Origin of the sequence: Dysosmobacter welbionis (genome assembly GCF_005121165.3) — a bacterium.
Taxonomy (GTDB): domain Bacteria; phylum Bacillota; class Clostridia; order Oscillospirales; family Oscillospiraceae; genus Oscillibacter; species Oscillibacter welbionis.
The window spans coordinates 1082104-1108739 of the sequence record NZ_CP034413.3; the positions used below are offsets into that span (position 1 = coordinate 1082104).

Here is a 26636-nt window from a genome sequence, read left to right on the forward strand (position 1 = left end):
TCTTACCTTCCTTTCCATGGGAAAGTCCCGTTTACTTGTTTTCCTTCTGCTCCTTGTGAGCGGCCTCCAGAGACCTGATCTGGTCCCGCAGCTCCGCCGCCCGCTCAAAGTTCTCCTGGTGCACAGCCTTCTTCATCTCCAGCTTCAGCGCGTTCATCTGGCGCAGATAGGCAAAGCGGCTCTGGTCCTCCTGGCCTACCAGGTCGTCCTTCTTTTCCTGCTTTGCCTCCTGCTGCTGGACAGGAGAGGCGCTCAGGGCCGGCATCTCGGCGAAGAAGTCGTCAAAGGGGTCCTCCAGCATCTTCATTCTCCGCCCCAGCAGGCTGGGCATGGGAGAGAAGAAATCGTCGAAGAAATCGTTTCCAAAGAGGCTGTTCCCGAAGAAGCTTTGCATCATCCGCTGGCTCTGGGCACCCAGCCGCTGGGTATAGCCCAGCTTTTCCGCGCAGTCGCTGCACAGGTGCTTCTCTTCCACATGGCCGTTCACGTTGCTCCGATACACAAAGGTAACTTCATTCTTACCACAATTTTCGCATTTCATAAATCAATTCCTCCTATCATCTGGAAACTGTGCGTGCTTATTGAAACATTTTTCCCCGCTGCCCGGGTCCCGGCTACACCTGCAGGATCAGCACCTGCTTCATGATGTCCGCCCGGACGGTGTCCCGGCTCTCCCGCGGGACCGCGGCCAGGGCCTTGTCGCCGACGGCGGCCAGAATGCTCCGACCTGCGTTCTCCTCCAGGGCGCCGGCCTGGACCAGATTGTTCAGGATGGCCCGAGCGGAGGCCAGGTCCACCTGGCTGCCCAGGGTGTTGATGACCTGCATCAGCAGCGTCTGGCGGTCTACCCGGACCCGGGTGATCCGGATGTAGCCATTGCCGCCCCGGCGGCTCTCCACGATATAACCCCGCTCCGGGGAAAAGCGGGTGGACATCACGTAGTTGATCTGGCTGGGTACGCAATTGAAGCGCTGGGCCAGGTCATTGCGCTGGACCTCCAGCACACCACCGTCCGTCTCCTCCAAACTCTCCTGCAGGAAGCTGGCAATCAAATCGGAAATCCCCACGGATGATTCCTCCCTTTCCAAAGAACGCCTTGTCTCTTTGACTTTGACTTTCTTTAACCTTTTGTTCTGTGTTTAGTATAACACGCCCGAGCAAAATGTCAAGAGCTGAATTTTGACTTTCTTTGACCTATTTGAAAACAATTTATGAACAGTTAGTCTTGACAAACGTCATTTTTGGACGCTTTCCCGTATTTTTTCGAAAATTTAACCATAGAATTTGAACGGCTGGTACTTGCTTTTTTTAATTTGTATGCTACAATAGGGGTACAATTCTGATGGAGGTGCTTCCCATGGCTTACAAAATCACTTCTGCCTGCGTGAGCTGTGGCTCCTGCGCGGACGCTTGCCCCGCCGGTGCTATCAGCCAGGGTGATGACCAGTACGTCATCGATGCTGCCGCTTGCCTGGACTGCGGTTCCTGCAGCGACACCTGCCCCAACGGCGCCATCGTCCCCGAGGAGTAATCGAGGATACATAAAAGGTCCGCGAGCCAAAGCTCGCGGACCTTTTTGTCGTTTCGGCAACTGTAAGAAATCTGTAAGAGATTTCTCCATAGAGTTGTAAGAAATTGGTGTTATCCTGCCGGTGTTCCCCGCTGGAGTGAAGAAAGAGGCCCTTTACTCCCGTAATATTGGGGACAGCCGATTTGAAAGGAGACACACGATGAAACACGCTTGGAAGAAGCTGCTGGCAGCAGCGGTGCTGCCCTGTCTGCTGGCGGGATGCGGTGCCCTGGGAGGGCCGGAATCTGAGGTCCCCTCCATGGACCACTTGCTTGGCTTGACCCAGGAACAGCGGCTGGAGGACTACGACTACCTGGTCCAGACACTGGGGGACAGCTATCTCTGCATGGGTGTCCGAGACCGGGACAACCCGGAGGACCCGTCGGCGGCCATCTTCCAGGCATACCGGGAGATGATCCAGGAAAGCGACAGCGACGAGGTATTCTATTCCGCTGTTTACAGCACACTGTTCCGCCTGGGGACGTACGGCCACCTCTGGATCGTGGAGCCGGATATGTACCGCGCCTACTGTGAGGCCTATGAGGACGGCGGCATCCAGGACCGGGAGCACTGGCGGGAGGTGCTGACGGACCCGGTGACCGTCCGGGGCTATGAAAGACTCCAGACGCTGCTGGATGCCTACGGCGAAGAGGACGGCACGGTCAATTCAGCCGATTCGGAGGAGCCTGCCGCGAACCTCCACACCCTGCTCCTGCCCGGCGGAGACGTGGGGTATGTGAAGATCGACAGCTTCCCGGCGGAATATGAGGACAGCTACGCCACAGACCGGGCGGCCCTGACGGACTTCTACCGCCAGGCGGCGGACTGCACGGATCTCATCATCGACCTGACGGACAACTCCGGCGGAAGCGAGGTCTACTGGCAGCAGCTGCTGGCGGCGCCCCTGACGGACCGTCCCCTCTCCTGCACCAACTATGCCCTGCTGGCGGAGAGCGGCAACAACCGCCCCTATATCCAGGAGGTGTTCTCCCCGGAGGAGCTGCACCCCATCGCGGACCTGCCGGATCTGCCCAAGCTGGAGCGGGACGGAATCCAGGCCGCCACCCACTTTGTGGAGAGCACCCTCTCTGTGGAGCCAGCGGCAGAGCGGGCCCCCTTCCACGGCCGCATCTGGGTGCTGGTGGGGCCAGCGGTCTACTCCGCCAGCGAGTCCTTCGCCGTGTTCTGCCAGGAGACAGGCTTCGCCACCCTGGTGGGCAGTCCCACCGGCGGCGACGGCATCGGGGCTCTGGATCCAGTCTTCCTGCAGCTGCCCAACAGCGGCATCCTGGTGCAGTTCACCATGATGTTCGGCCTGAACGGTGACGGCTCCAGCAGTGAGGAAACGGGCACCACGCCGGACATTCTCTCCCCTGCCGGGGAACCGGCTCTGGTGACGGCCCTGCGGGCCATGGAGGGAGTCGCATGACCGACCACTGTCTGGAGGAAAGCCGCGGCCTTTCCGGAGGAACGCCACAGGGGCTGCCCGCCTGCCCTCCCCCGTCCGCTGAATGCCTGGAGCGGTCCCGGGGCGGGCTCTCCCTCAATCATCTGAAGGCCGTGGCGGTGGCGGCCATGGTGATCGACCATATCGCCTTCGCCTTTGTCCCCGACGGCACCCTGTTGGCGATTCTCCTGCATTCCATCGGAAAAATCACCGGCCCCACCATGTTCTTTGCCGCCGTGGAGGGCTGTCACCACACCAGAAACCTCAACCGGTATCTGCTCCGCCTGGCTGTTTTCGCGCTGGTCAGCTGGTTTCCCTTTCTGTACTTCCACTTCGGCGGCGATCTGGCCGCCATCCAGCTGATGCGCCCCAATGTCATCTATACCATTTTTCTGGGCGTTCTGGCGGTCCGCATCCGCAGGAGCCCGCGCCTCTGCTCTGCCTGGAAGGTCCTGCTGATTTTGCTCCTGTTCATCCTGTCTGTCCCGGCGGACTGGGGCTACACAGGCGTGGTGATTATCCTGGTGTTCGACTATTATTATGGCAGTTGGAAGCACCAGGCGTTTGCCTACTGCATGGTGGTCATGCTGGACATGGGGGTGCTCTCCCTGCTGATCCACCCGTTTTTCGGACTGTTTTACGACCATGTCTTCCAGATCGACTGGGAGCTCTACGCCTACTCCGTCGAGTACGTGGGGGCGTTTCTGCCGCTGCTGCTCCTCTCCCGCTACACAGGCCGGCACGGAACCAGCGGCGGTTTTTCCAAGTGGTTCTTTTATATGTTCTACCCCCTCCACCTGCTGGTCCTGGGCTGGCTCCGGGCCGTGCTGTAAGTCTCGGCCCTCACGACCCGCAGGGGCCTGGACCGGCGGGCGATGAGAGCATCGGCCTGCTGCAGAAACTTCCATCACCCACCGGGCCAGCGGCAGCAAAAAGAGAAGGAGAGAACATGCAGTGGCCGCTCCGCGCCGTCCGCACGATCCGCCACGGGGCAGCAACTACAGGAATCGCAAAAGGCCCAAAGGCCAGACCAAATCGGCGCTTGCACCGATCGTCGCGCGGAGGGCCACTGCACCGGAGCGCGCCCAAGCGGCCTTTTCTTTTGAACCGTGCCCCCCATTGCAAGAATGATGATCTTCCATTATAATATGAATATAGACATCATCCAATGGGGGGATCGACTTGCAGCACTGGGAACTCCTCTGCCCCGGCGGACTCTCCTTCGTCTGCGATGACGGCCTGTTCCAGCCCAGTACCGACTCCTTTCTGCTGGGCAGCTTTCCCCGGCTGAAGCCGGGGCTTCGGGTGTGCGACCTGGGCAGCGGCACCGGACTGCTGGGCCTTCTGCTGTTCCAGCGCCAGCGGGCACTGTCCGTCACCGGTGTGGAGCTGCTGCTGGACGCCGTCCGCTTGGCGGAGCAGGCCGCCGCCCGGAACGGCCTGGCAGACCGCCTGATCTTCCGCCGGGGAGACCTACGAAAGATCCGCGGCCTGCTGCCCGCCGGTGGCTTTGACTTGGTGGTGTGCAACCCCCCTACTATCCCGCCGGGTCCGGCAGGCTGCCGGAGACTGAGGCCCTCCGGGCTGCCCGGTCCGAGACTGGCTGCACCCTGGAGGATATCTGCACCGCAGCAGCCTGGCTGCTGCGGTGGGGCGGGAGCTTCTGCCTGGTCCACAAGCCGGAGCGGCTGGCGGACCTGTGCTGCGCCCTCCGGGCCCGGGGACTGGAGCCCAAGCGGCTGCGCCTCGTCTGCCGCCGGGCGGGGGACGCCCCTTCCCTGCTGCTGTTGGAGGCCCGCCGGGGCGGACGGCCCGGGCTGGACATCGCCGCCCCCCTCTGCCTGGAGGACGGGACCGGCCGCCCCACGGCGGAGCTGGACAACGCCTATTTCCGAACAAAGGAGACGAACGCATGAGCGGTACGCTGTATCTGGTGGCCACGCCCATCGGCAACCTGGGGGACTTCTCTCCCCGGGCAGCGGAGACGCTGGGAGCCGTGGACTTCATCGCCGCGGAGGACACCCGGGTCTCTGTGAAGCTGTTGAATCACTTTCAGATCAAAAAGCCCCTGGTGAGCTACCACGAACACAACCATGCCGCTGCGGGCCAGGCCATCCTGCAGCGGCTGCTGGCTGGGGAGTCCTGCGCTCTGGTGACGGACGCCGGTACACCGGCCATCTCCGATCCCGGAGAGGATCTGGTGCGGCTATGTGCCGAAAATGGGGTGGAGGTGCTCTCCATCCCCGGCTGCTGCGCGGCAGTGAATGCCCTGGCGGTCAGCGGCCTGCCCACGGGGCGGTTCACCTTTGAGGGCTTCATCACCGTCAACAAGAAAAGCCGCCGGGAACGGCTGGACTCTCTGAAAAACGAGGAGCGGACCATGATCTTCCACGAGGCGCCCCACAAGCTGCGCGCCACGCTGGAGGACCTGCGGGAGACCTTCGGCCCGGACCGGCGGGTGGCCCTGTGCCGGGAGCTGACGAAGCTCCACGAGGAGACTGTGCGCACCACCCTGGGAGAAGCGGCGGCCTATTACCAGGAAAACACCCCCAAGGGAGAATACGTGCTGGTGGTGGCGGGCAGCCCGCCCCGGGAGACCGCCGCCGTCACGCTGGAGGAGGGGACAGAGCAAGTCCTGCGGCTGGTGGCCCAGGGAATCCGGCTGAAAGATGCCGCCCGGGAGGTATCGGCCCACACGGGTCTTTCCAAAAACGAGCTGTACGCCGCGGCCCTGGAGCGGTCATGACCCGCGCAGGACATGCAGCGCAGAAGACGCCCATGCGGAGAACTCCGCATGGGCGTCATGTTTTCAGCGCACAGGGCGCTCACAGCTCTTTCAATTCTTTCAGGCACTTGGGGCAGATATTCTTCCCCTTGAATACCGTGATGTCTTTGGTGGCGTCGCAGAAAACGCAGCTGGGCTTGTATTTTTTCAGAATGACGGACGAGCCTTCCACATAGATTTCCAATGCATCCTTCTCGCCGATATCCAGCGTCCGGCGCATCTCGATAGGGAGCACGATCCGTCCCAGTTCATCCACCTTTCTGACAATTCCCGTTGATTTCACGATGTATCTCCTTTTTCAGCAATATGTCCTAACTATCCATTTATAAGAACATATCACAGACGGTCGCATTTTGTCAATTTGATTCCAAAAATAAAGTGAATTTACCAATTTGCTTTTTTGAAATCTCAGTTGTCCTCTCTATATTTTTGTGAGGCAACTGGGTATCCGTCACAAACACAGGGGGAATGACAATGGCAATGACCTGGATCTGGACCGGGATGGTGGTGCTGTCCCTGGTCTTCGGCCTGTTCACCGGGAATCTGGACGCCGTGGCCGACGCAGCTATGGACGGCGCCGCCTCCGCCGTGGAGCTCAGTGTCTCCATGGCCGGCATTCTGTGCCTGTGGAGCGGCGTCATGGAAATCATGAATGTCTGCGGCCTCTCTGCCGGATTGGCCCGGGCCTTCCGGCCCATTCTGCGGCGACTGATGCCCCAGGCCAGCCGGGATGAAAAAACGTTGGCGGCACTCTCCGCCAACGTGTCCGCCAATCTGCTGGGACTGGGCAACGCCGCCACGCCCCTCGGGATCCAGGCGGCCCGACGGATGGCCCGCGGCTGCAGCGGCACCGCCAGCGACGAACTGTGCCTGCTGGTGGTGCTGAATACCGCTTCCATCCAGCTGCTGCCCGCCACCATCGCCTCCGTCCGCAGCGCCAGTGGAGCCCAGTCTCCCTTCGACATCCTGCCGGCGGTGTGGCTGGCCTCGGCCCTGTCGGTGGTGGTTGGCGTTCTGACGGCCAAATTCCTGGCCGCCGTGGGGAGGTGCCGGCGTTGAATCTCAGTTCTCTGGTGATCCCCGTACTGCTGGCCGGGGTGGCCCTCTACGGCATGGGGAAGCGGGTGGATGTCTACGGCGCCCTGACCCACGGGGCCGAAGAGGGGCTCACGGTCCTGCTGAAGGTCCTGCCTGCCCTGGTGGGACTGCTGACCGCCGTGGCCATGTTCCGGGCTTCCGGCGCCCTGGAGTGGCTCACGGGCCTCTGCGCCCCGGCGCTGGAGTTTCTGGGCATTCCGCCGGAGACCACGCCGCTGATGCTGGTGCGCCCCGTATCCGGCAGCGGCGCCCTGGCAGTCGGCTCGGACCTCATCGCCACCTACGGCCCCGACAGCTACATCGGCCGGGTGGCCGCCGTGATGCTGGGCAGCACGGAAACCACATTCTACACCATCGCCGTGTACTTCGGCTCTGCCGGGATCATCCGCACCCGGCACACGGTCCCGGCAGCCCTGGCCGCGGACCTGACGGGGTTTCTGGCCTCCGCCTTCGCGGTGCGGCTGTTCTTCGGCGCCTGATGGGGCGGCGTCCCGCGCCGTCAAGCTGCGCTGAGATAAGGCTCCAGCACAGCGGCGCCGCCGTAGGCGGAGGCGAACTCACCGTCCACCAGATACCGCACCTCTTCCACTGCCCGCAGGGACAGCAGGGAGTCCGCCAGTGCCCGGAGGGCCAGGGACAGATCCGCCTCCTCCGGCAGACCCGGCAGAGCCGCCGTGGGCAGGTCTACATAGCACGTGCTCTCTTCCAGCCGGACGGAAGTCACCTGGAATCCCTCCGGAATGGCGGAGAGCCAGTCCTTTTCCTCCGTCCCCTCCAGCAGGGCCTTGACCACGGCCCCGGCCTGCGTGTCCCCCTCGTACAGGTCCAGTGTCATCTCCACCGGCGTCAGGCCGCCGGTCTCATCCAGAAAGTACAGGGTGGCGTTCAGCGTGTCGATCACATCCTCGTTGCTGGAAAACAGGACATCCCTGGCTGTGAAGATCTGCCGGTCCCGGTAGGCCAGCGGCTGGCCCCGGACCGTCACGCTGACAGCGGAGATCTCCGGCAGCTGGGTCAGCGTCAGGGTGATGGCATAGTCTGCCAAGGCCAGCGCCACGCCGGAGAGCAGCCGGTAGCGGGAGGAGAGGTCCACCTTGGCCCGGGTACCATCCAGCTCCAGGGACAGCAGGGTAGTCTCCTCTGGAATGGCGCTGGTGAGGGCGGCGTCCTCCGGTCCCGCCAGCAGCTCCGTCACCAGATACTCCGCCAGCTCCCGGGTGTCCCGCACCTCGCCCGACTCGATGTACAGCGGCTCCGCCCGCAGGGCATCGCCGCCAGGGGCGTCGGACAGATCCGCCTCCAGGAAATAGAGGTCGTATGTCTCGCCCTCGCCGGAAATGCGGGGCTGTCCCCAGCCGAAGGCCGCCAGAAGGGCGGCGCACAGCAGCACGGCAATCCATCGCTTTTTCATGTCTGGCCGCCTCCTTCCCGCCAGGGCCAGCGGACGGTGAAAACTGCGCCGCCTCCAGGACGGTTGGCCGCCTCCACAGTGCCGCCCCGCTTTTCCACCGTGTCCCTGACGATGGCCAATCCCAGACCCGTGCCGCCGGCAGCGCGGGACCGTGCCTTGTCCACCCGATAGAACCGCTCAAAGATCCGGGGCAGGTCCTCTTCCGGGATGCCGGCGCCGTTGTCCTCCACCGTCAGCACCACCTGATCCCCCTCCCGAAACAGGGAGACCTGGACCGTGCTGCCCGGCGGCGTGTACTTCACGGCGTTGTCCGTCAGATTATAGATGATCTGGTGGATCTCATCCCGGGTGGCCAGCATCGTACAGGTCCCCTCCGCCCGATAGGTCAGTTCCGTTCCCTTCTCCTGGGCCACCAGGCTCATCATCCGCATCACCTGCTCCAGCACCGGCAGCGCGTCCACTACCACCGGCCGCTCCAGCACGTTGCTGTCCAGCCGGGTCAGGCGGAGCAGATCCTCTGTGATACGGGAGAGGCGCTCCGCCTCCTGCCCGATGTCTGTGACAAATTCCCGGGCCGTCTCCCGGTCGATGTTCTCCGTCTGGAGGATGGAGTCCGTCAGCAGCCGGATGGCCGCCAGGGGCGTTTTCAGCTCGTGGGAGGCGTCGGACACAAAGCGGCGGCGGGCGTTCTCCGTAGTCTGGAGGCGGTCCGTCAAGCTGTTGAACTCCTGGGCCAGCTGGGCGATCTCGTCGCGTCCGGGCACCTCCGCCCGGTGGCTGTAAGCGCCCTCCCGCACCTCCCGGATGGCGGTGAGCAGCTGGCCGATCTTCCGGGTCAGCGCCCGGGACAGCAGGCCGCTGAGACACAGCACCACCACCGCGATGCCGGCGGAGAGCCGCAATAGATTGCCCTGCAGCCCCTCCAGCAGAGCGGCCTGCTCCGTGTCATACTCGTATGCGTATACGGCGCCGATGATCTGGTTCTGGTACAGCACCGGCGAGGCCGCCCGGCTGCGGAAGGCCCCGTCCCGGTAGCTGCTGGAGAACACGTCGTTCCCCAGCAGGGCCTGGACGATCTCTGTGTAGAAGCTGTACTCCCCCAGGGCGTCGTTGGTCTCCCGGGTATCGTAGAGGACCTTGCCCGCACTGTCCGTCACCAGGATGCGGCTGAGGCCCGTCTCCTCCACCACCGCCATGGCCTGGGACACATTCTCCTCGGTCAGCCGGTCCAGGCCGGACAGGGAGTAGACCATCACGGACACGCTGCTCTGGAGCGTGGTTGCCTTGGAGCGGAACACCAGATCCTGCGATACCCGCAGCGGATAGGTGTTCAGCAGCAGCAGCACGCCCGCGATAATCAGGATATAGCTCAGGCCGAACTTGAACTGCAGGCTGTCCCAGATCCTGCCCTTATCCTTTGAAATAGTATCCAACTCCCCACTTGGTCATAATATACTCCGGCTCCGCCGGGTTCTTCTCCAGCTTCTCCCGCAGGCGGCGGATGTGGACATCCACCGTCCGGTAGTCCCCGGCGTAGGCATAGCCCCACACCACGTTCATCAGATTCTCCCGGCTGTACACCCGCCGGGGATTGCGCATCAGCAGCTCGATCAGATCGTACTCCTTGGCGGTCAGATCCACGGTCTTTCCATCCCGGATGGCCACCCGCTCCTCCGTGTTCAGGGACAAGTCCCCCGCGGTCAGGACGGCGCCCCGGTTCCGCTGCGTGCCGGCGGCCCGCCGCAGCAGCGCCCGAACCCGGGCCTTCAGCTCCAGAATGTTGAAGGGTTTTGTAACATAGTCATCCGCTCCGCACTCAAAGCCCATCAGCTTGTCCGCGTCCTCGCTCTTGGCGGTGAGCATGATGATGGGCACATTGGAGAACTCCCGGATCCGCATACATGCCTCCTGCCCGTCCAGCTCCGGCATCATCACATCCAGAATGATGAGATCGAAGCGGCCGTTGCGGGCCAGCTCCACGGCGGAGGCACCGTCATAGGCACACTCCACCTCGTACCCCTCGTTCTCCAGATTGAATTTCACGCCTTTGACCAGCAGCTTTTCGTCATCAACCACCAGAATCCTCATTTGTCACCTCTCCTTTGCCGTTGTCCACAGTGACGCGGTCCTCCAGCTCGGCGAATTTCGCCTCTCCGATCCCGCTCACCTCCATGATCTCCTCAATGCTCCCGAAGGGGCCGTTGGCCTCCCGGTACGCGATGATCCGGCGGGCCAGGCTCTCCCCGATGCCGGGCAGCGTGTCCAGCTCCTCCGCCGTGGCGGTGTTCAGATCCACCGGCGGGAAGTCCGGGGCGATCTCCTCCCGGGGGACCTCCGCCTCTGTCTCGATGACTACGCCCGGGACGCGATCCTGCCGATCCCGAAGAGACAGGCCCGCCAGGGCGCACAGGAACACCGCCGTCAACCCCAGCAGAATGATCTCACTTTTTGTCGGCCTTCCCCGTCCACTCACTGTTGAACTCCCACCCGTTTTTTGATATACTATGAATTGAAATGTCGAACCGCGGCGCTTTTCGCCGCCGCTGCCGCGCGATGCAAGTTGATTATACCACAGATGGTAGGAGTTTGATATGAAAACACACCGCTTTTTCTCTGTTTTTTTGCTGCTGATCCTGGCGGTCTCCCTGCTGACAGGTCCTGCCTCCGCCGCAGAGGTGCCTGACCCCGCCATCCAGGCCAAGGCTGCCCTGCTGGTGGACGCCAACACCGGCCGCATGGTCTATGGAAAGAACGAGCACGAGGAGCTCTATCCCGCCAGTCTCACCAAGATCATGACCGCTCTGCTGACGCTGGAGGCAGTGGACAGCGGGCAGCTGTCCATGGACCAGCCAATCACTGTTACGGAGAGCGCCCTGGAGGGGCTGGCGGCGGATGGCAGCACCGCCGGCATCCGGGCCGGGGAGGTGCTGACGGTGGAGCAGCTGCTGGAGTGTATGCTGATCGTCTCCGCCAACGAGGCGTGCAACATTCTGGCGGAGCAGGTCAGCGGCAGCGTGGACGCCTTCGTGGGCGCCATGAATGAAAAGGCTGCGGCTCTGGGGTGTGAGAACACCCACTTCGTCAACACCACCGGCCTGCATGACAGCCAGCACTACACCTCCGCCTGGGACTTGTACCTCATCACAGCGGAGGCCCTGAAGCATGACGACTTCCTGCGGATCTGCGATATGAAGAGCGCCACCATCCCCGCCACCAATCTCAGCGAGGAGCGGGTGCTCCACTCCACCAACTACCTGATCTCCAACTGGCGGGCCTTGGGATATCTGGACAGCCGGGCCCACGGCGTCAAGACCGGCTCCACCTCCGATGCCGGCCACTGCCTGGTATCCACTGCCGCGGAGGGCAGCCTCTCCTTCATCAGCGTGGTGCTGGGGGCCGAATCCGTGACCTTGCCCAGCGGCGGCACCCAGGTCCAGAGCTTTTCCGAGACCTCCCGTCTCTTCGACTGGGGTTTTGAGAACTTCTCCTATCAGACGGTGCTGGAGGAGGCTGAGCTGGTGAAGGAGGTCAGCGTGGCGCTGTCCAAGGTGGACCATGTGTCCGTCCATCCGGCGGCGGATGTGGAGCTGTTGCTGCCCAAGGGCACTGATCCCGCCTCTCTGGAGCGGACGCTGGACCTGGAGAGTCCTGTGGACGCTCCGGTCACCGAGGGGCAGGTGCTTGGCACTCTCTCCCTCTCTCTGGAGGGAGAGGTGTTGACCACGGTGGACCTGCTGGCCTCCCATGATGTGGAGGCCTCCGGCCTGCTGCTGTTTTGGCGGAACGTGCGGAACTTCTTCAGTTCCACCGCGGTGAAGGTGGTTGGCATCGCGTTGCTGGTGCTGGCGGCGGCGCTGATCGTCTGGAAGCTGACGGTAGGCCGCCGGCGCTACCGGTACGGCCGTAGCGTACCCCGCCGCCGCGGGGGCGGCTACCGGGGCCGGAGGCGGCATTGACACAAAAGGGCCCTGGGGCAGCATCCCCAGGGCCTTTTTACAGAGAGAGGCACAAAGCGCAGCTGTTGAGATACGGAATCCTCCCGCTCTGCTCTTCACTCTTTCCAGAAAATCCGGAATAGAATTCAGGGGCGCACGGCGTGCGCCCCTGATTCTAGATCCCTTATTGTCACAGATACCGCACCAGCTCTTCCAGGGGCTTGCGGTCCGTGTGCAGGCGGGAGGGATGGGCGCCCTCCGCCGGATAGCCCATAGGCAGCAGGGCGATGGGTGTCAGCCCCGCCAGCTCCGGGAATGCGGCGTGGAGCTTCTCCGGGTCGAACATGCCCACATAGGTGGTGCCGAGGCCCAGGTCCGCGGCCTGGAGCATCATCTGGGTGACGGCGATGGCCGCGTCAATCTCGCCGTGGTTCTTGCCGTCGTCCTCCCGCTTCCAGGCGGCCTCCGGGTCGTATGCCACCAGCAGCATCACCGGCGGATGGAAGTGAGCGCCGGTGCAGCCGTCCACCTTTTCCAGCGCCTCCGAGCTCTGGAGCACAAAGATGCGCTGGGGCTGGAGGTTATGGGCAGTGGGGGCATTGCGGCCGGCCTCCAGCACGGCGGAGAGCTTCTCCGCCTCCACGGGGCGGTCGCTGAATTTCCGCAGAGAATAGCGCTCCGCGGCCAGTTTCGCAAAATCCATGGGGATGCTTCCTTTCTGATGTAGAGATACCTGATTTTAGCACATCCCCGCGGCCGCCGCAACTGTTTTTCTCACATCCCCTGGTTGGGCATCCAGCCGCTGCGGAGGACCTCGTCGCAGATGTCCCGGCAGCGGGTGTCGTAGAACTCGATGAATTTCAGGGAATAAATGTCCGAGACGATGTAGCGGTCCCGGCCCTCCTGGTAGATGGTCATATAGTCGTTGCCCACATCGTACAGAATCCCCTCCCAGGAGGTGGTGCTCTGGGTGCCCACCAGGAAGGTGGCCACCACGTAGTTGCCCACGTTTTTCTTCAGCATGGCCTTCAAAGATCCCCGGTAGGCTTCCTCCATGGAGATGGGGTCCGTGATGACCTCGCTGGGCAGGTGGTTCCGCATGTCCAGGGACCCCATAGACTGGCCGCCCTGCTCCTCCGCGGCGTTCAGGCGGTCCATAGGGCGGCCGGCACTGGTGACGGTGCGGCCGGGCGCCTCCGGCATGGGCGGGTCGGCGGGCATGGGTGTGACTTCACCGGACCAGTCCGTCATTCTGGGCGCGACCTGCGCCACAGGAGGCGCCCCGTTTCCGCCGTTGTAGATATTCTGATAGTGTGCCATTTCCAACACCTCTCAAGTCTGATAATACGCGTCTGTGGGATTATAGAAGCAGTGGTCGCCGATCCGGGTCTGCCAGTATCCCACCTTCGAGGGAAAGAAGGACCGGCAGGTGGGGCCGAAGGGGTTGTAAAACCACAGGGAATCCGCCACATCCGGCAGGCGGTTGCCCGCGATGGCCCAGTCGGCGATGTCATAGTGGATCTGTTCGGGTCTCATGTTGTAGATATTCTGGGGGTTGTAGGCGCCGCCCTCCGTCTCGCTGGCGCAGACGAACTGATAGGGCTGAAAGATGATATTGCGGATGCTGCCCTGCCCGACCCGGGCATACTCCCCGCCCTTGGCGTGGACCCGGTTCATTACAACACCGGCCACCGCCTTCATGCCGTCTTCACCCTCTCCGCCCGCCTCGCACTGGATCAGGCGCGCCAGCAGCTCCCGGTCGGAATAAGCCATTGGTCGATCACTCCTCTGTCGGGGCCTGCCATACGTACCAAACGCCGGTCCGGCAGACCGCCTGGCCCGGACGTTTCACCCTCAGGATATGCACAGGGACTGCAGAAGGTGTCAGCGGCAGCCTCCCGGTCCCGTGAAGGGGGAGTCTCCCAGCGAAAAAGTCGGTCTCGATTTTTTCCGGATGGACCGGCCCAGCCGGAATGTGGTATACTGGATTCTCAGCGAACGAGTCAGGCGGCCGCGGCATGGAAAATACGCCTCAAGATCCCGCACATCTGCGGAGGGAGTTCCAGCCGTGCCGGAACCGATTCACCGCCTTTGGCGGCGAGACGCGGCAGGACCTGCTGCGCGTCCTGTTGTCTCCCCCGCCTGCAGGTTCTGCGGGAGACAGGCGTGATAAAAGCCCGAAAAGAAGCGACTCGCGTCTTCTACTATCTGGCCCTGCAGGACAGTGGGATCGAAAACGTAGCGCGCCTGTTCGCAGACATTCTGCAGATCCTGAGAAACGCTCCGGACAAGAGCGGCGAGGATTGACTGCGGCTATCACAGGAGGAATACAGTTATGGATTTGTTCGAGGCCATGGAGCACCGGCATGCGGTCCGCTCCTACGAGGACCGGCCCATCGCGCCGGAGGCGAGAGAAGCACTGCTGGCGTGCATCGCCCAGTGCAACCGGGAGAGCGGGCTTCACATCCAGCTTGTTCTGGATGAGCCCAGAGGATTCGGAGGGCTTCCGGCCCACTACGGGAAGTTCTCCGGCGTAAAAAACTACATCGCGCTGATCGGAAAGAAGTCCCCGAACCTGGAGGAAGCCTGCGGGTACTACGGGGAGAAGATCGTACTGCGGGCCCAGCAGCTGGGTCTCAACACCTGCTGGGTCGCCATGACGTACAGCAAGGTCAAGACCGCCTTTCAGATCGCCCCGGGCGAGAAGCTCTGCCTGGTGATCGCGGTGGGCCACGGCACCACCCAGGGCGCCGGACACCCGGTCAAGCAGCCGGAAGAGGTGTCCAAGGCGGATTCCCCTGTGCCGGACTGGTTCCAGCGGGGCGTGCGGGCGGCGCTGCTGGCGCCCACAGCCATGAACCAGCAGAAATTTACCTTCACGCTTCAAGGCGGCAGCGTGGCCGCGAAAGCCGGAACCGGCTTTTACACCAAGGTGGACCTGGGCATTGCCAAATACCATTTTGAAATCGGGGCGGGGACCGCGCAGTTCCGCTGGGCTCCCTGACCGGGAGCCGGTCTTCCGGCAGCCTCCGGGCCTCCCGCCCCTGTCAGGAGGATTTTGATGAATATCGAAACCATACAAGCCCCGCGGGGCGCCATCGCAGTGCTCTCCGGCGGGAAGGTGCAGATCACGGACGCGGGTGCGGCCCTGGACCTGGCCATGTCCGTCCGGTATGAGACCGGCGCGTCCAGGCTGGCCATCGACAAGCGCCTGGTGTGCAGCGACTTTTTCATTCTCAGCACCGGCGTGGCGGGAGACATCCTGCAGAAGCTGATGAACTACCGGTTCAAGGCCGCCATTTACGGCGACTACTCCCACTACGCCAGCAAGCCGCTGCGGGACTTTATCCGCGAGTCCAATCATGGCAAAGACTTCTTTTTCGTGTCCACCATGAAGGAGGCCGTCCAGCGGCTGACAGACGCGGAGTGAGCAGCCCCGCGGCGGCGCAAAAGGGACGGCAGCGATTTCGCTGCCGTCCCTTTGGTTCTTCTGCGTGTTCGGTTTTCCGGGCGCTTAGGCTTTCGCCCCCCGCTGCTCCGCAATGGCCTGACGGAACATCTCCTCCGTCTGGCGGATGGACTCCTCCAGAGAGTACTGTCTGGCGTGTTCGGCATAGCGGCGCTCCATTGCCTGCCGCTCCTCCGGGTGCTCGATCCACCAGTCGATCCGCTGGGCCAGCGCGTCTGTGTCCCCGGCCGGGAACAGGCTCCGCTCATCCAGGGCGAACTGGGGCGTGGCGGACCGGGGGGAATCGGCGATCACCGGCACCAAGCCGCAGGCAAATGCCTCCATACAGCTCATAGCCTCGATCTCCGCGTCGGAGGTGTGGACGTACAGATCCGCCATGTGGAGGATCTCCAGCAGGCGGGCAGGCTCATAGAACTCCATGACGATGGGATTGGGGAGCTTCTCCGCCAGACGGCGGTATTTTTTCTCCAGCGGACCCTTTCCCGCCAGGATCACCTGGATCTCCCGGGCGTGGCGGGACTTGGCGCAGGCGTCGATCAGCTCATCCTGACGCTTTTCCCCGGCGTAGCGGCCCACCATCAGCACATTGAAGAGGCCCTGCATCCAGGGTTCCTTTTCCCGCTTGCCGTAGATGTACTCCGGGCTGATGCCGTTGGAGATCACGTGGAGCCGGGCGGTGTAGCCGTGTTGGCGGAGCTGGTTCGCAATCATATTGCTGGGGCAGTGGATGTGGGTGAACCGGTTGAAGAACGTATCCCGGAAGCGGTTGTATACAAAGTCGTTGACGCGCCTGCTGTTGCCCATGTGCAGGGTGAAGGTGATGTTCTCCGGCTGGCAGTGGAAGGCCGCCGTGTGAGGGATGCCCAGCTTTTCCACATGCTTCAGGCCCATGATGCCCAGGGGCGACGGCATCATGAAATGCACCACGTCCGCCCAGGCCGCCGCCTTTTCAAACACATGGCGGTTGGGGATGGCCAGCCGCATCCCCTGGCTGGTGATGAGATGCTCCACCACTGGAAAGAACCTCATCTGCCGCACGGCGTACTTGTAGTCCGCGGGCTTGCCGGTGGCGATGACCCGCACCTCGTTGCCGTGGTTCTTCAGCGCCTGGGCAAAACGCCGTGCGCTGATGGTGGTGCCGTTGTTCGCGTCGTCAAACTGGTCGATGACCAAAACGATCTTCATAAACGTCTGAACCGTCTTTCTTTGGTTTGGCGGCGCTTCCGCCGCTAACGGTTTAGTTTACCATGTTTTTCATCGCTTGTCCAGGGAATTTCGTCGCCTGCGGGATCTCTGAACGGACTCTGAACAACAGGCCCCGCGGCAGATGCCGCAGGGCCTGTCTCAGGCTTATTTCTGTTTGGCCAGGGCGGACTCCAGCCCGCAGGCGAACTGGTCTGGGCAGGAGGTGCTCTTGGCACCGCAGCGGATGCCCTTCAAACGGTGGATCGCCTCCTGGGCAGGCATCCCCACCACCAGGGCGGAAATCCCCTGGAGGTTGCCGCTGCAGCCGCCCAGGACCTCCATCTTCTGGATGATGCCGGCGTCATCCACCTCCACGCGCATCTCCTGGGAGCAGACGCCCCGGGGACGGAACGTATACGTCATGGTCGAAATCTCCTCTTTTCATGATATTGCCCGTTTAGGATATCACATCCCGCCGGGAATGGCAAGAGGCGGCACAATTTGAAGAAGGGGGGGAAATTCTCCGTCATTTCAGCGGAACATGCGGCGGTTCCTTTCCGTTCCCCAACTGTCAGGGTCCATTCCTGCCGTTTCGGATTTCAGGCAAAGCGCGATGCAAGCACAGCCATGATAGATACCAGCAGCAGGCCGCTGCACAAAGCCAGTATTACCAACATTGCTTTTCTGAGCTTTCTATTTGCCTTGACGGCTCTGTCTATCCGGTCCGAAAAGATCAGAAGGAAAAAAGCAGGAATCAGAAACCACCAGTATATCTGCATGTAATTTGCCTCCTCCCCAATCCGCCGAATGGGTCTTGCCCGTCCGGGAAACCTGCATTTTTTATTTTATCAGATCATCTGATCCGGATCAAGGCCGCCTGGCGAAGGCGGAAGCGTTTGCGTCATCATCAGTTATCTCGAAAAGAGACTGCAGGCGGGTTAAAGAATCCCGGCTTGACAATATCGATATTCGATGATATAGTGGTCTCAAAGCAATAACGATATTCGATAATAGGAGGCGGCAGCGCCATGGCCCGGGGAAAATTTCAGACCCTGACCGAGCAGATGTTCTACATTCTCCTGTGCCTGCGGCAGGAGCGGTGCGGCGCCGACGTGATGGCCTGGGTCGCAGAGGCCACGGGCAGCCGGGTGGCGGTGGGCCCGGGGACGCTGTACAACCTGCTGGAGCAGTTTTTGCAGGCTGGGTACATCCGGGAGACGAAGGTGGAGGGCCGGAAGCGGAGCTATGTGCTCACCCCCACTGGGCGGGAAGCCCTGGAGGCAGAGGCCCGGCGGCTGCGGCAGCTGACGGCGGATTATGAACGGCTGATGGAATCGGAAGGAGGCGCCCCATGAAGCACACAAAGCGGGAGTGGATGCCCCTGTACAGCTTTTTGGACCGGAAGCGGGTCACAGACCATCTGGCAGACATGGCCGCCAGGGGCTGGATGCTGGACCGGCTGGGGACCTGGTCCTGGCACTACCGGCGGACAGAGCCGAAGCAGCTCCGGTTCGCCGTCACCTTTTTCGCCGGGGCCGGGCGGTTCTCTCCCGCTCCGGCGGCGGGGCTGGACACCTTTCAGGACTACTGCGCCCAAGCCGGGTGGCACCGGGCGGCCAGCTCCGACCAGGTACAAGTGTTTTACAGCGAGGATCCGGCGGCCGTTCCCATCGACACCGACCCGGCGGCGGAGCTGGAGAACATCCGACGGAGCATTGGAAAGCCCATGATACGCAATTACCTGGCGCTGCTGCTCCTCTGTCTGCTGGAAGTGGCGTTTCAATGCTACCAGATTTGGACGGATCCCGTGGACACCCTGGCCAGTCCCACTGCCCTACTGGCGGCCACAGCCTACCTGCCCCTGCTGGTGCTGACGCTGGCAAGCCTGCTGCTCTACCGCCGCTGGCAGTGGCGGGCCGAGGCCGCCGTCGAGGCGGGGCTGCCCCTGCCGGACCTGCGGAGTGCCCGGGGACTTGGCATTCTGGTGTTGATGTGGTCCGGACTCCTGATTGCAGGCTTGTTTGCCTCCATAAGCCGGTCCACCGGGATGGTCATACTGACCATCGGGATGGTATTGTTTTTCGCACTGGTCTATTTTCTGGCCAACGCCGCCCGGAAGGCTCTCCAACGGCTGCGGTGCCCGCCCTGGGCCAACCTCCTGGTAATCGTAGGAATCTGCATCGCCATGTTTGCGGGCGGGACAACAGGTCTGTTCGCCCTCATGATACGCAATGCCGGTTCCGGCTGGTTGGAGGACCATCCGCCGGTGGAGACCTACACCGCCCACGGCATGACTTGGTCCGTCTACGCCGATCCCATCCCCTGCGGGTGGAGGACCTGATCGATATCGACTATGACGGCTGGTCCACGGAGGCGGATGTGGAGTGGTCCCCTTGGCCGCCCACGGGGAGTACCGGCAGGACGCCCGGCTGGGGGACGGAGACCTGCCGGAGCTGCGCTATGAGATCGTCACGGTGAAGCTTCCTTTCCTCTATGGCCTGTGCAAGCGTGATTTCATCCAGTGGGTGGAGCGGGACAACGATCAGCTGCCCATGGAGTATTGGGAGGAGTACCTCACCGTGACTGCCGCCCCCTGGGGTGCGGAGGAGGTTTTCCAGCGGTACTCCGGTGCAGAGCCGGTGAACCAATTCCTGCTGTGCTGGCCGGACCGGATGGCAGAGGTCAAGCTGCCCTGGGACTGGCGCTTGACGGCAGACCAGATGGCTGTCATCGGAGAAAAGCTCCTGTACGCCTGACAACAGCCGGGAGAGGATACCCTCTCCCGGCTGGTTTTCTGTCTGTTTTCTTACGCTCTCCGGTCCTTCCGCTGCTCCAGCACCAGGCGGTCGGCGATCATGGCGATGAACTCGCTGTTGGTGGGCTTGCCCTTGGCATTGGAGACGGTGTAGCCGAAATACTTCTGCAGCGTCTCCAGATCGCCCCGGTCCCAGGCCACCTCGATGGCGTGGCGGATGGCCCGCTCCACGCGGGAGGGCGTGGTGGAAAACCGCTTGGCCACCTCCGGATACAGCACCTTGGTGACGGCGTTGATCACATCCATGTCGTCCACGGCGATCATGATGGCCTCCCGCAGGTACTGATAGCCCTTGATGTGGGCGGGCACACCGATCTCATGGATAACAGAGGTCACCAGATTCTTCAGCTCCGCCGGGTGTTCCTCCACCGGGGCACCCCGGCTGAACAGCGCCCGCATCCGATCCAGCAGGGCGTTCTCCTCCACGGGCTTTGTCAAAAAGTAGCTGGCTCCCAGATCCACAGCCTCCGACACCACGCTGTCGCTGCAGAAGGCGGAGATTAGGATAACCTTGGGGACCTTCCCCTCCTGCTCCCGCAGCTGCTTGAGTACGCCGAAGCCGTCCAGCCCCGGCAGGACCACATCCATCAGAATCAGGTCCGGCGCTTCCTCACGCGCCAGGCGCAGGGCCTCCGTCCCGTCTCCCACAGACCCCACCACCGAAAACTCCTCTGTCTCGTCTATGATCTTCCGCACAAGGGTGCGGAATTCCTCATTGGCATCTGCCAGCAATACAGTTCTTCTGATGTCCATGTCTTCCCCTGTCCTCTTTCCACAATTTTCGTTTACCAGGCACAAATGCTTCAGAGCAGGCCCCCTCTCCCTGCCGGAAAAAAGTGGGCGCTCCTGTTTACGACGGATTCATGAAGCTTCAAATCGCGTTTTCTATAAAGTAGCATAAACGGACACGATTTGCAACAAGAAACTGTAAATAACTTCCAAGAATCATTCGACACTTTCTGCGCCGCGCCTCCTAACTCATTGTGCCGCAAGGGGTGCAGAGTCTCCCGGCAGCAGTGGCTTCCCTTTTGGACGGGGCCGTGGTACAATGGAGCCATCTCAAGAGAAAGGATGAGACATGTGACGCTGCTGGAGGAATTAGAAGCGTATCGCCCCTGGAATGACCAGGAGGAACGGGACCGGGCGGAACTGCTGCGGCGGCTGCGGAGCGGCGAGGCGCTTTACACCCGGGACAACGCTGCCGGGCACCTGACGGCCTCCGCCTGGGTGGTGAGCCCGGACCTGACACAGGTGCTGATGGCGTACCACAACCTCTACGACTCCTGGTCCTGGCTGGGCGGCCACGCGGACGGGGACCGGGATCTGCTGGCGGTATCCATGCGGGAAGTCCGGGAGGAGAGCGGACTCACGGCGGTGCGTCCGGTATCGCCCCACATTTACTCTCTGGAAATCCTCACTGTGGACGGCCACGAGAAGCGGGGCGCCTACGTCTCCTCCCACCTGCATCTGAATGTGACCTACCTGCTGGAGGCAGACCCGGCGGCCCCCGTGCGCCGGAAGCCGGATGAGAACAGCGCTGTGGCCTGGTTCGGTCTGGAGGAGGCGGTGGCCGCCTCGTCGGAGCCCTGGTTCCGGGAGCGCATTTACAGGAAGCTCAACGCCAAGCTGGCGCTGTTCTCCGGGGAACAGGGGATGTAACACCTCTGCAGCTCAGGGGCCATGTGCGTCTGCGTTGCTTGCCGCAACGGCGGTTCCCCTGGTAGAATGATCCCGGAAAGGAGGCAACGCAATGCTTGCAGAGAATTTGAAGGCCCTGCGGAAGGCCAAGGGCCTCTCCCAGGAGGAGCTGGCCGCCCGACTCCATGTGGTGCGGCAGACCGTCTCCAAATGGGAAAAAGGCCGGTCCGTGCCGGACGCGGACCTGCTGATCCGGCTGGCGGAGGAGCTGGACACCACCTCCGCGGCTCTGCTGGGGCCGGAGGTCCCGCCAGAGGCGGAGCGCGGCGGAACAGCGGAGCAGCTGGCCCGCATCGCCGAGCAGCTGGCGGTGAAAAACCGCCGGGCCCGGCGGATCTGGAGGATCGTGGCCGGGGTGCTGATCGCCTTTGTGATGGTCAATTTATTGTTGATTCTATTGAACTTTGCGGCGTTCCGCAGTTTCCAGGCGGAGGCCGAATCCACTGTCCAAGCGCAGGAACTCCCGCGCGGAGAGTCGTAAATCTGTATTGTAAAAAATTCCGGGGCGGCGGGAAGCAAAATGCTTCCCGCCGCCGCTGTCTGCCTGGGAGACCATGTCAGGCCACGGGTTCTTCTGAGAAATCTCCCGCTGCCAGCATAGTTTCCACCAAAATTCCATACCCTTTGCTTGGATCGTTCAGCAGGACGTGCGTCACCGCACCGGCGAATTTTCCGTCTTGCAGGATCGGGCTGCCGGACATACCTTGGACGATGCCGCCTGTGGCGGCCAGAAGCTCCGGGTCCGTCACAGAGATCACCAGGTCCCGGCCGTCTGCTGCATTCTCTACAACCTGTAAAATTTCCACATCATATTCCTGAACGGCATCACCCTCCACATTAGAGAGGATGGTGGCAGGACCGGCGTGGACTTCCCCGGCGGCCGCAACCGGCATGGGATCGCCCAGCCGCTCGGTGAATTCGCCGGGGTCCAGCGTGCCGAAGACGCCGCTGGTGGTGTTGGCGTACAGATCACCCAAATCTGTGGCCAGGTCGAAATCCCCCCGCAGCTCACCGGCCTCTCCGATGGCACCCTTCTTCACCGCTTTCACGGTGGAGGGCAGAATGGATCCGGAGGCAAAGGGCATCAGGAGCGCCGTGTCGGCGTCCGTGATCCCGTGACCCAGAGCGCCGAAGGCGCCGCTTTCCGGGTCGTAATACGTCATGGTGCCGATGCCGGCCATGCTGTCCCGAATCCAGGCCCCAATGCAGTAGGCGCCCTTCTCGTTCTGTTCCGGGGAAACAGAGAGCGTCACGCTCCCGCCTTCCCGGCGGACCTGCAGGTCGGTGGCCGTCTCCCCATTCTCCTGGAGCAGGGATTGGAACTGCTCTGAGGAGGTTACGGAGACGCCGCCGCATTTGACGATGATGTCGCCGGTCTGCAGGCCGCAGTCATCCGCGGGCGTGCCGCTCTCCGGCGCCTTCACCACCATCACCCCGCGGGCAAAGAGCTTGATGCCCACCGTGTGGCCCACGGGGACCAGCATCCGGGCGGAGGTGTCCTGGTCCGCGCCGCCGGCCGTCACACCGGCAGCGCGCGCCGGCATGGCCGCGCACAACAGCAATGCCAAGACCAGCGCCGCTCCGCCCCGCAGCACGTGTCTCGCTTTTTGAAATGGTCCATACATGAAATCACCCCTTTCCGAAACGCGGCCGGCAAATCCGCTGATCTGCCGGCGAGATTATCATCTGCCGCAGACGGAAAAACACGCCTTGCAAAATGCGGAAGCAGCCCCATGGCAGGCTTTGACTGTGCCGCCGCGGCGGCAAAAAAACAGGACCCGCAGGCAAATACCCGCAGGTCCTGGAAAAAATCGTTCAATCCCGCTTATTGAAAATTTTGAAAATATCCTCGAAAGGGTCATCCTCCGGCTCCTCCGGCTTGGGCACGTCCTCTTCCTTCAGGGGCATGGGCTCCGCCGCGGCGCTCTGCTGGCCCGCGGCCCCCGCCTGGATGGGCGGCACCTTGGGCAGCTGCTCCGGCACCTTGTCAAAGCCGGTGGCGATGACGGTGACCCGGATCTCGTCGTCCAGCGTCTCGTCGAAGGTGGCGCCGAAGATGGTGAGCGCATCGGGATGGACCGCCGCCTGGACCAAGCTGGCGGCCTGTTCCACCTCCTCCAGACCGATGTCCATGGAGCCGGTGACATTGATGAGCACGCCCTTGGCCCCCTCGATGGAGGTCTCCAGCAGGGGGCTGGAAATGGCCATCTTGGCGGCCTCCTCGGCCTTGCCCTTGCCGGCGGCCCGACCCACGCCCATGTGGGCCATGCCGGCGTTCTTCATGATGGCGGTGACGTCCGCGAAGTCCAGGTTGATGAAGCCGGTATCCCGGATCAGGTCGGAGATGGACTGCACCGCCTGGCGCAGCACGTCGTCCGCGATCTCGAAGGCGTTTGCAAAGGTGATCTTCTGGTCCGTGGCGTGCTTCAGCCGCTCGTTGGGGATGATGACCAGGGAGTCCACCTTGTCCTTCAGCTCCGCGATGCCGGCCTCTGCCTGCTGCATCCGCCGGCGGCCCTCAAACCCGAAGGGCTTGGTGACCACCGCCACGGTGAGGATGTCCATCTCCTTGGCGATCTCCGCCACGATGGGGGCGCCGCCAGTGCCGGTACCGCCGCCCATGCCAGCAGTGATGAACACCATATCCGTGTCCTCCAGTGCCTTGGCGATCTGGTTGCGGCTCTCCTCCGCGCTCTTGCGGCCCACCTCGGGGTCGGATCCGGCGCCCTGACCGTGGGTCAGCTTTTCGCCGATCTGGATCTTATAGGTGGCGCTGGATACGTTCAGCGCCTGCTTGTCGGTATTGACCGCCACAAAGTCCACGCCCTTGGTGCCGCTGCGGACCATGCGGTTGACCACATTGTTGCCGCCGCCGCCCACGCCGATGACCTTGATATTGACAACGGTATCGGGACCGGTCTCCAATCCAAATGCCATATAGTGGTGCCTCCTACTATCGTTTGTGTAAAAAGGGAGGATCGTCCCTTTGGATTCACAATATCCTGTATCTCATAACATTTAGTTTATTGTATGACACTTTCGCCCTCTGGTCAAGAGTCCATCGGGCTTTTCCCTCAGATTTTTGTCCGGAAAAAGGAGGGGCGGCGGTCCGTCCCCCCTGTCTCGGCAATCTTCTGCCAAATCCGCCACTCTCAGTCCAGCGTGAGGATCGGCGGATTCAGGTCCAGGCGGATGCTGCCTGTCTGGTTACTCTCCAGCTTGCTGATTCCCGCCTCCAGGATCTGCAGCATCCGGTCATAGTCCGCGTTGTACTCCATCTCCACAGAAAAGCGGCCGGCGTAGTCCATGGTCAGCCGGGACAGATCGTCCAGGTGGATGGCATCCACCCGGTCCGTCAGGCCCGCGGCGTCCAGCGCCGCCAGCAGCGCCAGCAGACTGGTCTGCTGATTGGCGAACTCTGTGGACAGGGCGATGTCCGTGCCCACCGAGGGGGCCAGCAGCTCACAGCCGTCGATCACCGCATAGTCCCCAGCTTGAGACGCCGGCAGCTGCTCCACGATCTTGCCCTTGGGACTCAGCAGCCAGGCGCTGCCGTCCTGGATCACCGCCAGGGGTGTACCGCACTCCGCCACATCGATCAGCAGAGTGTCCGGCAGCTCCCGCCGGATGCGGATGTCCTCAATGTCGATGTAGGGCAGTTGCTCCGCGATGCTGCGGGCGGCCTCGTACTTGTTCAGCAGAAAGAGGTTGTCGCCCAGCTGGATACCGCTGGCCTCGATCACGTCCTTTTCGGTGTACCGCTCAGTCCCCGTGACCTCGATGGTGTCCACCCGGAAGAACAGCGTCAGGGCCATCACCACGGCCGCGCAGATCACCAGCACGGACAGCAGCTTATAGAGGAAGCCGAAGTTTCCCCTCCTGCGCCGCCGGTTGGAATGTCTGCGTCTGGCCATGTCGTCTCTCCTACCCGTTTTCTGTCTCTTCCACGCGCACCGCGTCCGCCCCCAGAGCCCGCAGGTCCCGGGCCAGGTCTTCGTAGCCCCGGTCGATGTGGCAGATCTGGGAGACACGGGTCTCCCCCTCCGCCGCCAGAGCCGCCACGCACAGGGCCGCCCCGCCCCGCAGATCCGTACACCGCACTGGCGCGCTGTGAAGCCGCTCCACACCCGTGACCACCGCCACCCGGCCGGATACCCGGATGCTGGCCCCCATGCGGATCAGTTCGTCCACATGGCGATAGCGGTTTTCAAAGATGTTCTCCTCAAATACCGTGGCGCCCCGGCTGCGCAGCAGTGCCGCCATCAGCACCGCCTGCGCGTCCGTTGGAAAGCCGGGGTAGGGCGCCGTCTGCACCGGCCCCACGGCCCGCAGCCGCTCCCGGCACAGAGCCCGGATGCCTCCGCTGTCTGCCGTGACCGTGCAGCCCGCCTCCCGCAGGGCGGCGGTGACTGTGGACAGGTGCCCCTCCTCCGCGCCCCGGAGATAGATGTCCCCGCCGGCAGAGGCCGCCGCGCAGAGGTAAGTAGCCGCCGCGATCCGATCCGGCATGACCCGGTACGTACAGCCGTGGAGGTCCTGCCCGCCCTCTATGGACACGGCGGAGCTCCCCGCCCCGGACACCCGAGCCCCGCAGGCGTTCAGGAAGTTCTGCAGGTCCACCACCTCCGGCTCCCGGGCGGCGTTGGAGATCACCGTGACGCCCTCCGCCCCGCAGGCGGCCAGCATCAGATTCTCCGTGGCCCCCACGGATGGCATCCGCAGCACCACTTCCCGGCCCCGCAGCCGGTCCGCCCGGCAGTGGAGGAAGCCGCCCTCCTCCCGGATCTCCGCCCCCAGGTCCCGCAGGCCCGCAAGGTGGAGGTCGATAGGCCGGGGGCCCAGCTCGCACCCGCCGGGGTAGCTCAGGTCCGCCTGCCCGCACCGGGCCAGGATCGCCCCCAGGAAAATGGCGGAGGAGCGCATCTCCCGCATGAGTACATCCGAAATCTCACAGCGGCGCAGGGCGGTGGTGTCCACCGCCAGGGCATCCGCCTCCCAATGGGCGTCGCAGCCCAGATGCCGCAGGATGCGGATGGAGGCGTCCACATCCCGCAGCCGGGGGCAGCCCAGCAGCGCCACCTGCCCCCTTGCCAACAGCGTGGCCGCCAGAATGGGCAGGACGCTGTTCTTGGCCCCCTGGATCGTGACCTCTCCCTCCAGGCGGCGGCCGCCTCGCACCGACAAAAGCTGGCTCATATCCGTTCCCCTCCGAATCCAGAATGG

General features: G+C 62.9%; 34 protein-coding genes and 1 pseudogene. 17 read left to right on the forward strand and 18 right to left on the reverse strand.

Annotated elements, in window-relative coordinates:
• Nucleotides 1-31: 31 nt before the first annotated feature.
• Together EIO64_RS05700 and EIO64_RS05705 are read right to left on the reverse strand one after the other, a co-directional pair.
• Nucleotides 32-541 (reverse strand): UvrB/UvrC motif-containing protein, encoded by a 510-nt coding sequence (locus EIO64_RS05700; protein ID WP_021749162.1) that lies wholly within the window; start codon nt 539-541, stop codon nt 32-34.
• Between the two features lie 73 nt (nt 542-614).
• Nucleotides 615-1067 carry a CtsR family transcriptional regulator gene (locus EIO64_RS05705; protein ID WP_025544308.1) on the reverse strand — a complete coding sequence of 151 codons (453 nt, stop codon included), beginning with the start codon at nt 1065-1067 and terminating at the stop codon, nt 615-617.
• 290 nt (nt 1068-1357) lie between these two features.
• On the opposite strand from EIO64_RS05705, the gene EIO64_RS05710 reads away from it, so the two are divergent.
• From EIO64_RS05710 to rsmI, 6 genes and pseudogenes are all read left to right on the forward strand, one after another.
• Nucleotides 1358-1531, forward strand: coding sequence for a DUF362 domain-containing protein (locus EIO64_RS05710; protein WP_025544307.1), 174 nt, complete (start codon nt 1358-1360; stop codon nt 1529-1531).
• A 199-nt stretch (nt 1532-1730) separates the two neighbouring features.
• Nucleotides 1731-2999, forward strand: a complete 1269-nt coding sequence (locus tag EIO64_RS05715; protein WP_021749165.1) for a S41 family peptidase — start codon at nt 1731-1733, stop codon at nt 2997-2999.
• The gene (locus EIO64_RS05720) at nt 2996-3850 is read left to right on the forward strand and encodes a TraX family protein (RefSeq protein ID WP_119311552.1); all 855 of its coding nucleotides are present in this window, start codon (nt 2996-2998) and stop codon (nt 3848-3850) included. Before EIO64_RS05715 ends, EIO64_RS05720 begins: the two co-directional genes overlap by 4 nt.
• 472 nt (nt 3851-4322) lie before the next feature.
• Nucleotides 4323-4493: pseudogene (locus EIO64_RS05725) on the forward strand (methyltransferase); the annotation flags it as partial.
• 47 nt (nt 4494-4540) lie between these two features.
• Nucleotides 4541-4933 carry a hypothetical protein gene (locus EIO64_RS05730; protein ID WP_249390822.1) on the forward strand — a complete coding sequence of 131 codons (393 nt, stop codon included), beginning with the start codon at nt 4541-4543 and terminating at the stop codon, nt 4931-4933.
• Nucleotides 4930-5763, forward strand: a complete 834-nt coding sequence (gene rsmI / locus EIO64_RS05735; RefSeq protein ID WP_119311554.1) for a 16S rRNA (cytidine(1402)-2'-O)-methyltransferase — start codon at nt 4930-4932, stop codon at nt 5761-5763. The genes EIO64_RS05730 and rsmI overlap by 4 nt, the downstream gene beginning before the upstream one ends.
• A gap of 79 nt (nt 5764-5842) precedes the next feature.
• Here the strand turns inward: rsmI and EIO64_RS05740 are convergent, their stop codons facing one another.
• A complete protein-coding gene (locus tag EIO64_RS05740) occupies nt 5843-6085 on the reverse strand; it encodes an AbrB/MazE/SpoVT family DNA-binding domain-containing protein (protein WP_021749170.1) in 243 nt (80 codons plus the stop codon).
• A 191-nt stretch (nt 6086-6276) separates the two neighbouring features.
• Between EIO64_RS05740 and EIO64_RS05745 the strand changes: the two genes are divergently transcribed.
• Nucleotides 6277-6861, forward strand: a complete 585-nt coding sequence (locus EIO64_RS05745) for a nucleoside recognition domain-containing protein (protein ID WP_036630220.1) — start codon at nt 6277-6279, stop codon at nt 6859-6861.
• Entirely contained in the window at nt 6858-7379 is a 522-nt protein-coding gene (locus tag EIO64_RS05750) for a spore maturation protein (protein ID WP_036630223.1), read from the forward strand. Before EIO64_RS05745 ends, EIO64_RS05750 begins: the two co-directional genes overlap by 4 nt.
• Before the next feature lie 20 nt (nt 7380-7399).
• On the opposite strand, the gene EIO64_RS05755 is transcribed toward EIO64_RS05750, so the two are convergent.
• From EIO64_RS05755 to EIO64_RS05770, 4 genes are read right to left on the reverse strand one after another with little or no spacing between them, the layout of a single operon-like run.
• Nucleotides 7400-8311 carry a GerMN domain-containing protein gene (locus tag EIO64_RS05755; RefSeq protein ID WP_025545191.1) on the reverse strand — a complete coding sequence of 304 codons (912 nt, stop codon included), beginning with the start codon at nt 8309-8311 and terminating at the stop codon, nt 7400-7402.
• A complete protein-coding gene (locus EIO64_RS05760; protein ID WP_021749175.1) occupies nt 8308-9744 on the reverse strand; it encodes a sensor histidine kinase in 1437 nt (478 codons plus the stop codon). The genes EIO64_RS05755 and EIO64_RS05760 overlap by 4 nt, the downstream gene beginning before the upstream one ends.
• Complete coding sequence (locus tag EIO64_RS05765) at nt 9722-10399, reverse strand: response regulator transcription factor (RefSeq protein ID WP_021749176.1); 678 nt, start codon at nt 10397-10399, stop codon at nt 9722-9724. Before EIO64_RS05765 ends, EIO64_RS05760 begins: the two co-directional genes overlap by 23 nt.
• On the reverse strand, nt 10380-10784 hold the full coding sequence (locus EIO64_RS05770; RefSeq protein WP_021749177.1) for a ComEA family DNA-binding protein: 405 nt from the start codon (nt 10782-10784) through the stop codon (nt 10380-10382). Before EIO64_RS05770 ends, EIO64_RS05765 begins: the two co-directional genes overlap by 20 nt.
• A gap of 118 nt (nt 10785-10902) precedes the next feature.
• On the opposite strand from EIO64_RS05770, the gene EIO64_RS05775 reads away from it, so the two are divergent.
• Nucleotides 10903-12267, forward strand: a complete 1365-nt coding sequence (locus tag EIO64_RS05775) for a D-alanyl-D-alanine carboxypeptidase family protein (protein WP_021749178.1) — start codon at nt 10903-10905, stop codon at nt 12265-12267.
• A 169-nt stretch (nt 12268-12436) separates the two neighbouring features.
• Here the strand turns inward: EIO64_RS05775 and EIO64_RS05780 are convergent, their stop codons facing one another.
• The 3 genes from EIO64_RS05780 to EIO64_RS05790 form a co-directional block, all read right to left on the reverse strand.
• A complete protein-coding gene (locus EIO64_RS05780; RefSeq protein ID WP_025545193.1) occupies nt 12437-12949 on the reverse strand; it encodes a nitroreductase family protein in 513 nt (170 codons plus the stop codon).
• Between the two features lie 71 nt (nt 12950-13020).
• Nucleotides 13021-13566 (reverse strand): hypothetical protein, encoded by a 546-nt coding sequence (locus tag EIO64_RS05785; protein ID WP_119311555.1) that lies wholly within the window; start codon nt 13564-13566, stop codon nt 13021-13023.
• Between the two features lie 12 nt (nt 13567-13578).
• Nucleotides 13579-14019 carry a cell wall hydrolase gene (locus EIO64_RS05790; RefSeq protein WP_021750831.1) on the reverse strand — a complete coding sequence of 147 codons (441 nt, stop codon included), beginning with the start codon at nt 14017-14019 and terminating at the stop codon, nt 13579-13581.
• 393 nt (nt 14020-14412) lie between these two features.
• Between EIO64_RS05790 and EIO64_RS05795 the strand changes: the two genes are divergently transcribed.
• Genes EIO64_RS05795 through EIO64_RS05805 form a run of 3 tightly spaced genes read left to right on the forward strand, consistent with a single transcriptional unit; the run spans nt 14413 to nt 15676 of the window.
• Nucleotides 14413-14553 (forward strand): hypothetical protein, encoded by a 141-nt coding sequence (locus EIO64_RS05795; RefSeq protein WP_158629707.1) that lies wholly within the window; start codon nt 14413-14415, stop codon nt 14551-14553.
• Nucleotides 14554-14581: 28 nt separating this feature from the next.
• Nucleotides 14582-15250, forward strand: coding sequence for a nitroreductase family protein (locus EIO64_RS05800; RefSeq protein ID WP_136890995.1), 669 nt, complete (start codon nt 14582-14584; stop codon nt 15248-15250).
• 57 nt (nt 15251-15307) lie between these two features.
• The gene (locus tag EIO64_RS05805; RefSeq protein ID WP_025545301.1) at nt 15308-15676 is read left to right on the forward strand and encodes a DUF4180 domain-containing protein; all 369 of its coding nucleotides are present in this window, start codon (nt 15308-15310) and stop codon (nt 15674-15676) included.
• 84 nt (nt 15677-15760) lie between these two features.
• Here the strand turns inward: EIO64_RS05805 and EIO64_RS05810 are convergent, their stop codons facing one another.
• The 3 genes from EIO64_RS05810 to EIO64_RS05820 form a co-directional block, all read right to left on the reverse strand.
• Nucleotides 15761-16900, reverse strand: coding sequence for a glycosyltransferase (locus EIO64_RS05810; RefSeq protein WP_021750835.1), 1140 nt, complete (start codon nt 16898-16900; stop codon nt 15761-15763).
• A gap of 165 nt (nt 16901-17065) precedes the next feature.
• Complete coding sequence (locus EIO64_RS05815; protein WP_021750836.1) at nt 17066-17323, reverse strand: TIGR03905 family TSCPD domain-containing protein; 258 nt, start codon at nt 17321-17323, stop codon at nt 17066-17068.
• 176 nt (nt 17324-17499) lie between these two features.
• Nucleotides 17500-17679, reverse strand: coding sequence for a hypothetical protein (locus tag EIO64_RS05820; protein ID WP_021750837.1), 180 nt, complete (start codon nt 17677-17679; stop codon nt 17500-17502).
• A gap of 249 nt (nt 17680-17928) precedes the next feature.
• Here EIO64_RS05820 and EIO64_RS05825 point away from each other — a divergent pair, with 249 nt between their 5' ends.
• Genes EIO64_RS05825 through EIO64_RS05835 form a run of 3 tightly spaced genes read left to right on the forward strand, consistent with a single transcriptional unit; the run spans nt 17929 to nt 19656 of the window.
• Entirely contained in the window at nt 17929-18255 is a 327-nt protein-coding gene (locus tag EIO64_RS05825; protein WP_021750839.1) for a PadR family transcriptional regulator, read from the forward strand.
• A complete protein-coding gene (locus tag EIO64_RS05830) occupies nt 18252-19241 on the forward strand; it encodes a DUF2812 domain-containing protein (protein WP_136890996.1) in 990 nt (329 codons plus the stop codon). Before EIO64_RS05825 ends, EIO64_RS05830 begins: the two co-directional genes overlap by 4 nt.
• 43 nt (nt 19242-19284) lie before the next feature.
• Nucleotides 19285-19656 (forward strand): hypothetical protein, encoded by a 372-nt coding sequence (locus EIO64_RS05835; RefSeq protein WP_136890997.1) that lies wholly within the window; start codon nt 19285-19287, stop codon nt 19654-19656.
• 50 nt (nt 19657-19706) lie between these two features.
• On the opposite strand, the gene spo0A is transcribed toward EIO64_RS05835, so the two are convergent.
• Nucleotides 19707-20468, reverse strand: a complete 762-nt coding sequence (gene spo0A, locus EIO64_RS05840) for a sporulation transcription factor Spo0A (protein ID WP_021750842.1) — start codon at nt 20466-20468, stop codon at nt 19707-19709.
• A gap of 318 nt (nt 20469-20786) precedes the next feature.
• Between spo0A and EIO64_RS05845 the strand changes: the two genes are divergently transcribed.
• Together EIO64_RS05845 and EIO64_RS05850 are read left to right on the forward strand one after the other, a co-directional pair.
• On the forward strand, nt 20787-21374 hold the full coding sequence (locus EIO64_RS05845) for an NUDIX hydrolase (RefSeq protein ID WP_197714231.1): 588 nt from the start codon (nt 20787-20789) through the stop codon (nt 21372-21374).
• A 91-nt stretch (nt 21375-21465) separates the two neighbouring features.
• Complete coding sequence (locus tag EIO64_RS05850) at nt 21466-21894, forward strand: helix-turn-helix domain-containing protein (protein ID WP_021750844.1); 429 nt, start codon at nt 21466-21468, stop codon at nt 21892-21894.
• Between the two features lie 76 nt (nt 21895-21970).
• Here EIO64_RS05850 and spoIVB read toward each other — a convergent pair whose 3' ends face one another.
• The 4 genes from spoIVB to murA form a co-directional block, all read right to left on the reverse strand.
• Nucleotides 21971-22957, reverse strand: a complete 987-nt coding sequence (spoIVB, locus tag EIO64_RS05855; RefSeq protein ID WP_249390823.1) for a SpoIVB peptidase — start codon at nt 22955-22957, stop codon at nt 21971-21973.
• Nucleotides 22958-23228: 271 nt separating this feature from the next.
• Nucleotides 23229-24350, reverse strand: a complete 1122-nt coding sequence (gene ftsZ / locus EIO64_RS05860; RefSeq protein ID WP_021750847.1) for a cell division protein FtsZ — start codon at nt 24348-24350, stop codon at nt 23229-23231.
• A gap of 215 nt (nt 24351-24565) precedes the next feature.
• On the reverse strand, nt 24566-25327 hold the full coding sequence (locus EIO64_RS05865; protein ID WP_021750849.1) for a cell division protein FtsQ/DivIB: 762 nt from the start codon (nt 25325-25327) through the stop codon (nt 24566-24568).
• A gap of 10 nt (nt 25328-25337) precedes the next feature.
• Complete coding sequence (murA, locus tag EIO64_RS05870; RefSeq protein ID WP_021750850.1) at nt 25338-26609, reverse strand: UDP-N-acetylglucosamine 1-carboxyvinyltransferase; 1272 nt, start codon at nt 26607-26609, stop codon at nt 25338-25340.
• Between the last annotated feature and the right edge of the window lie 27 nt (nt 26610-26636).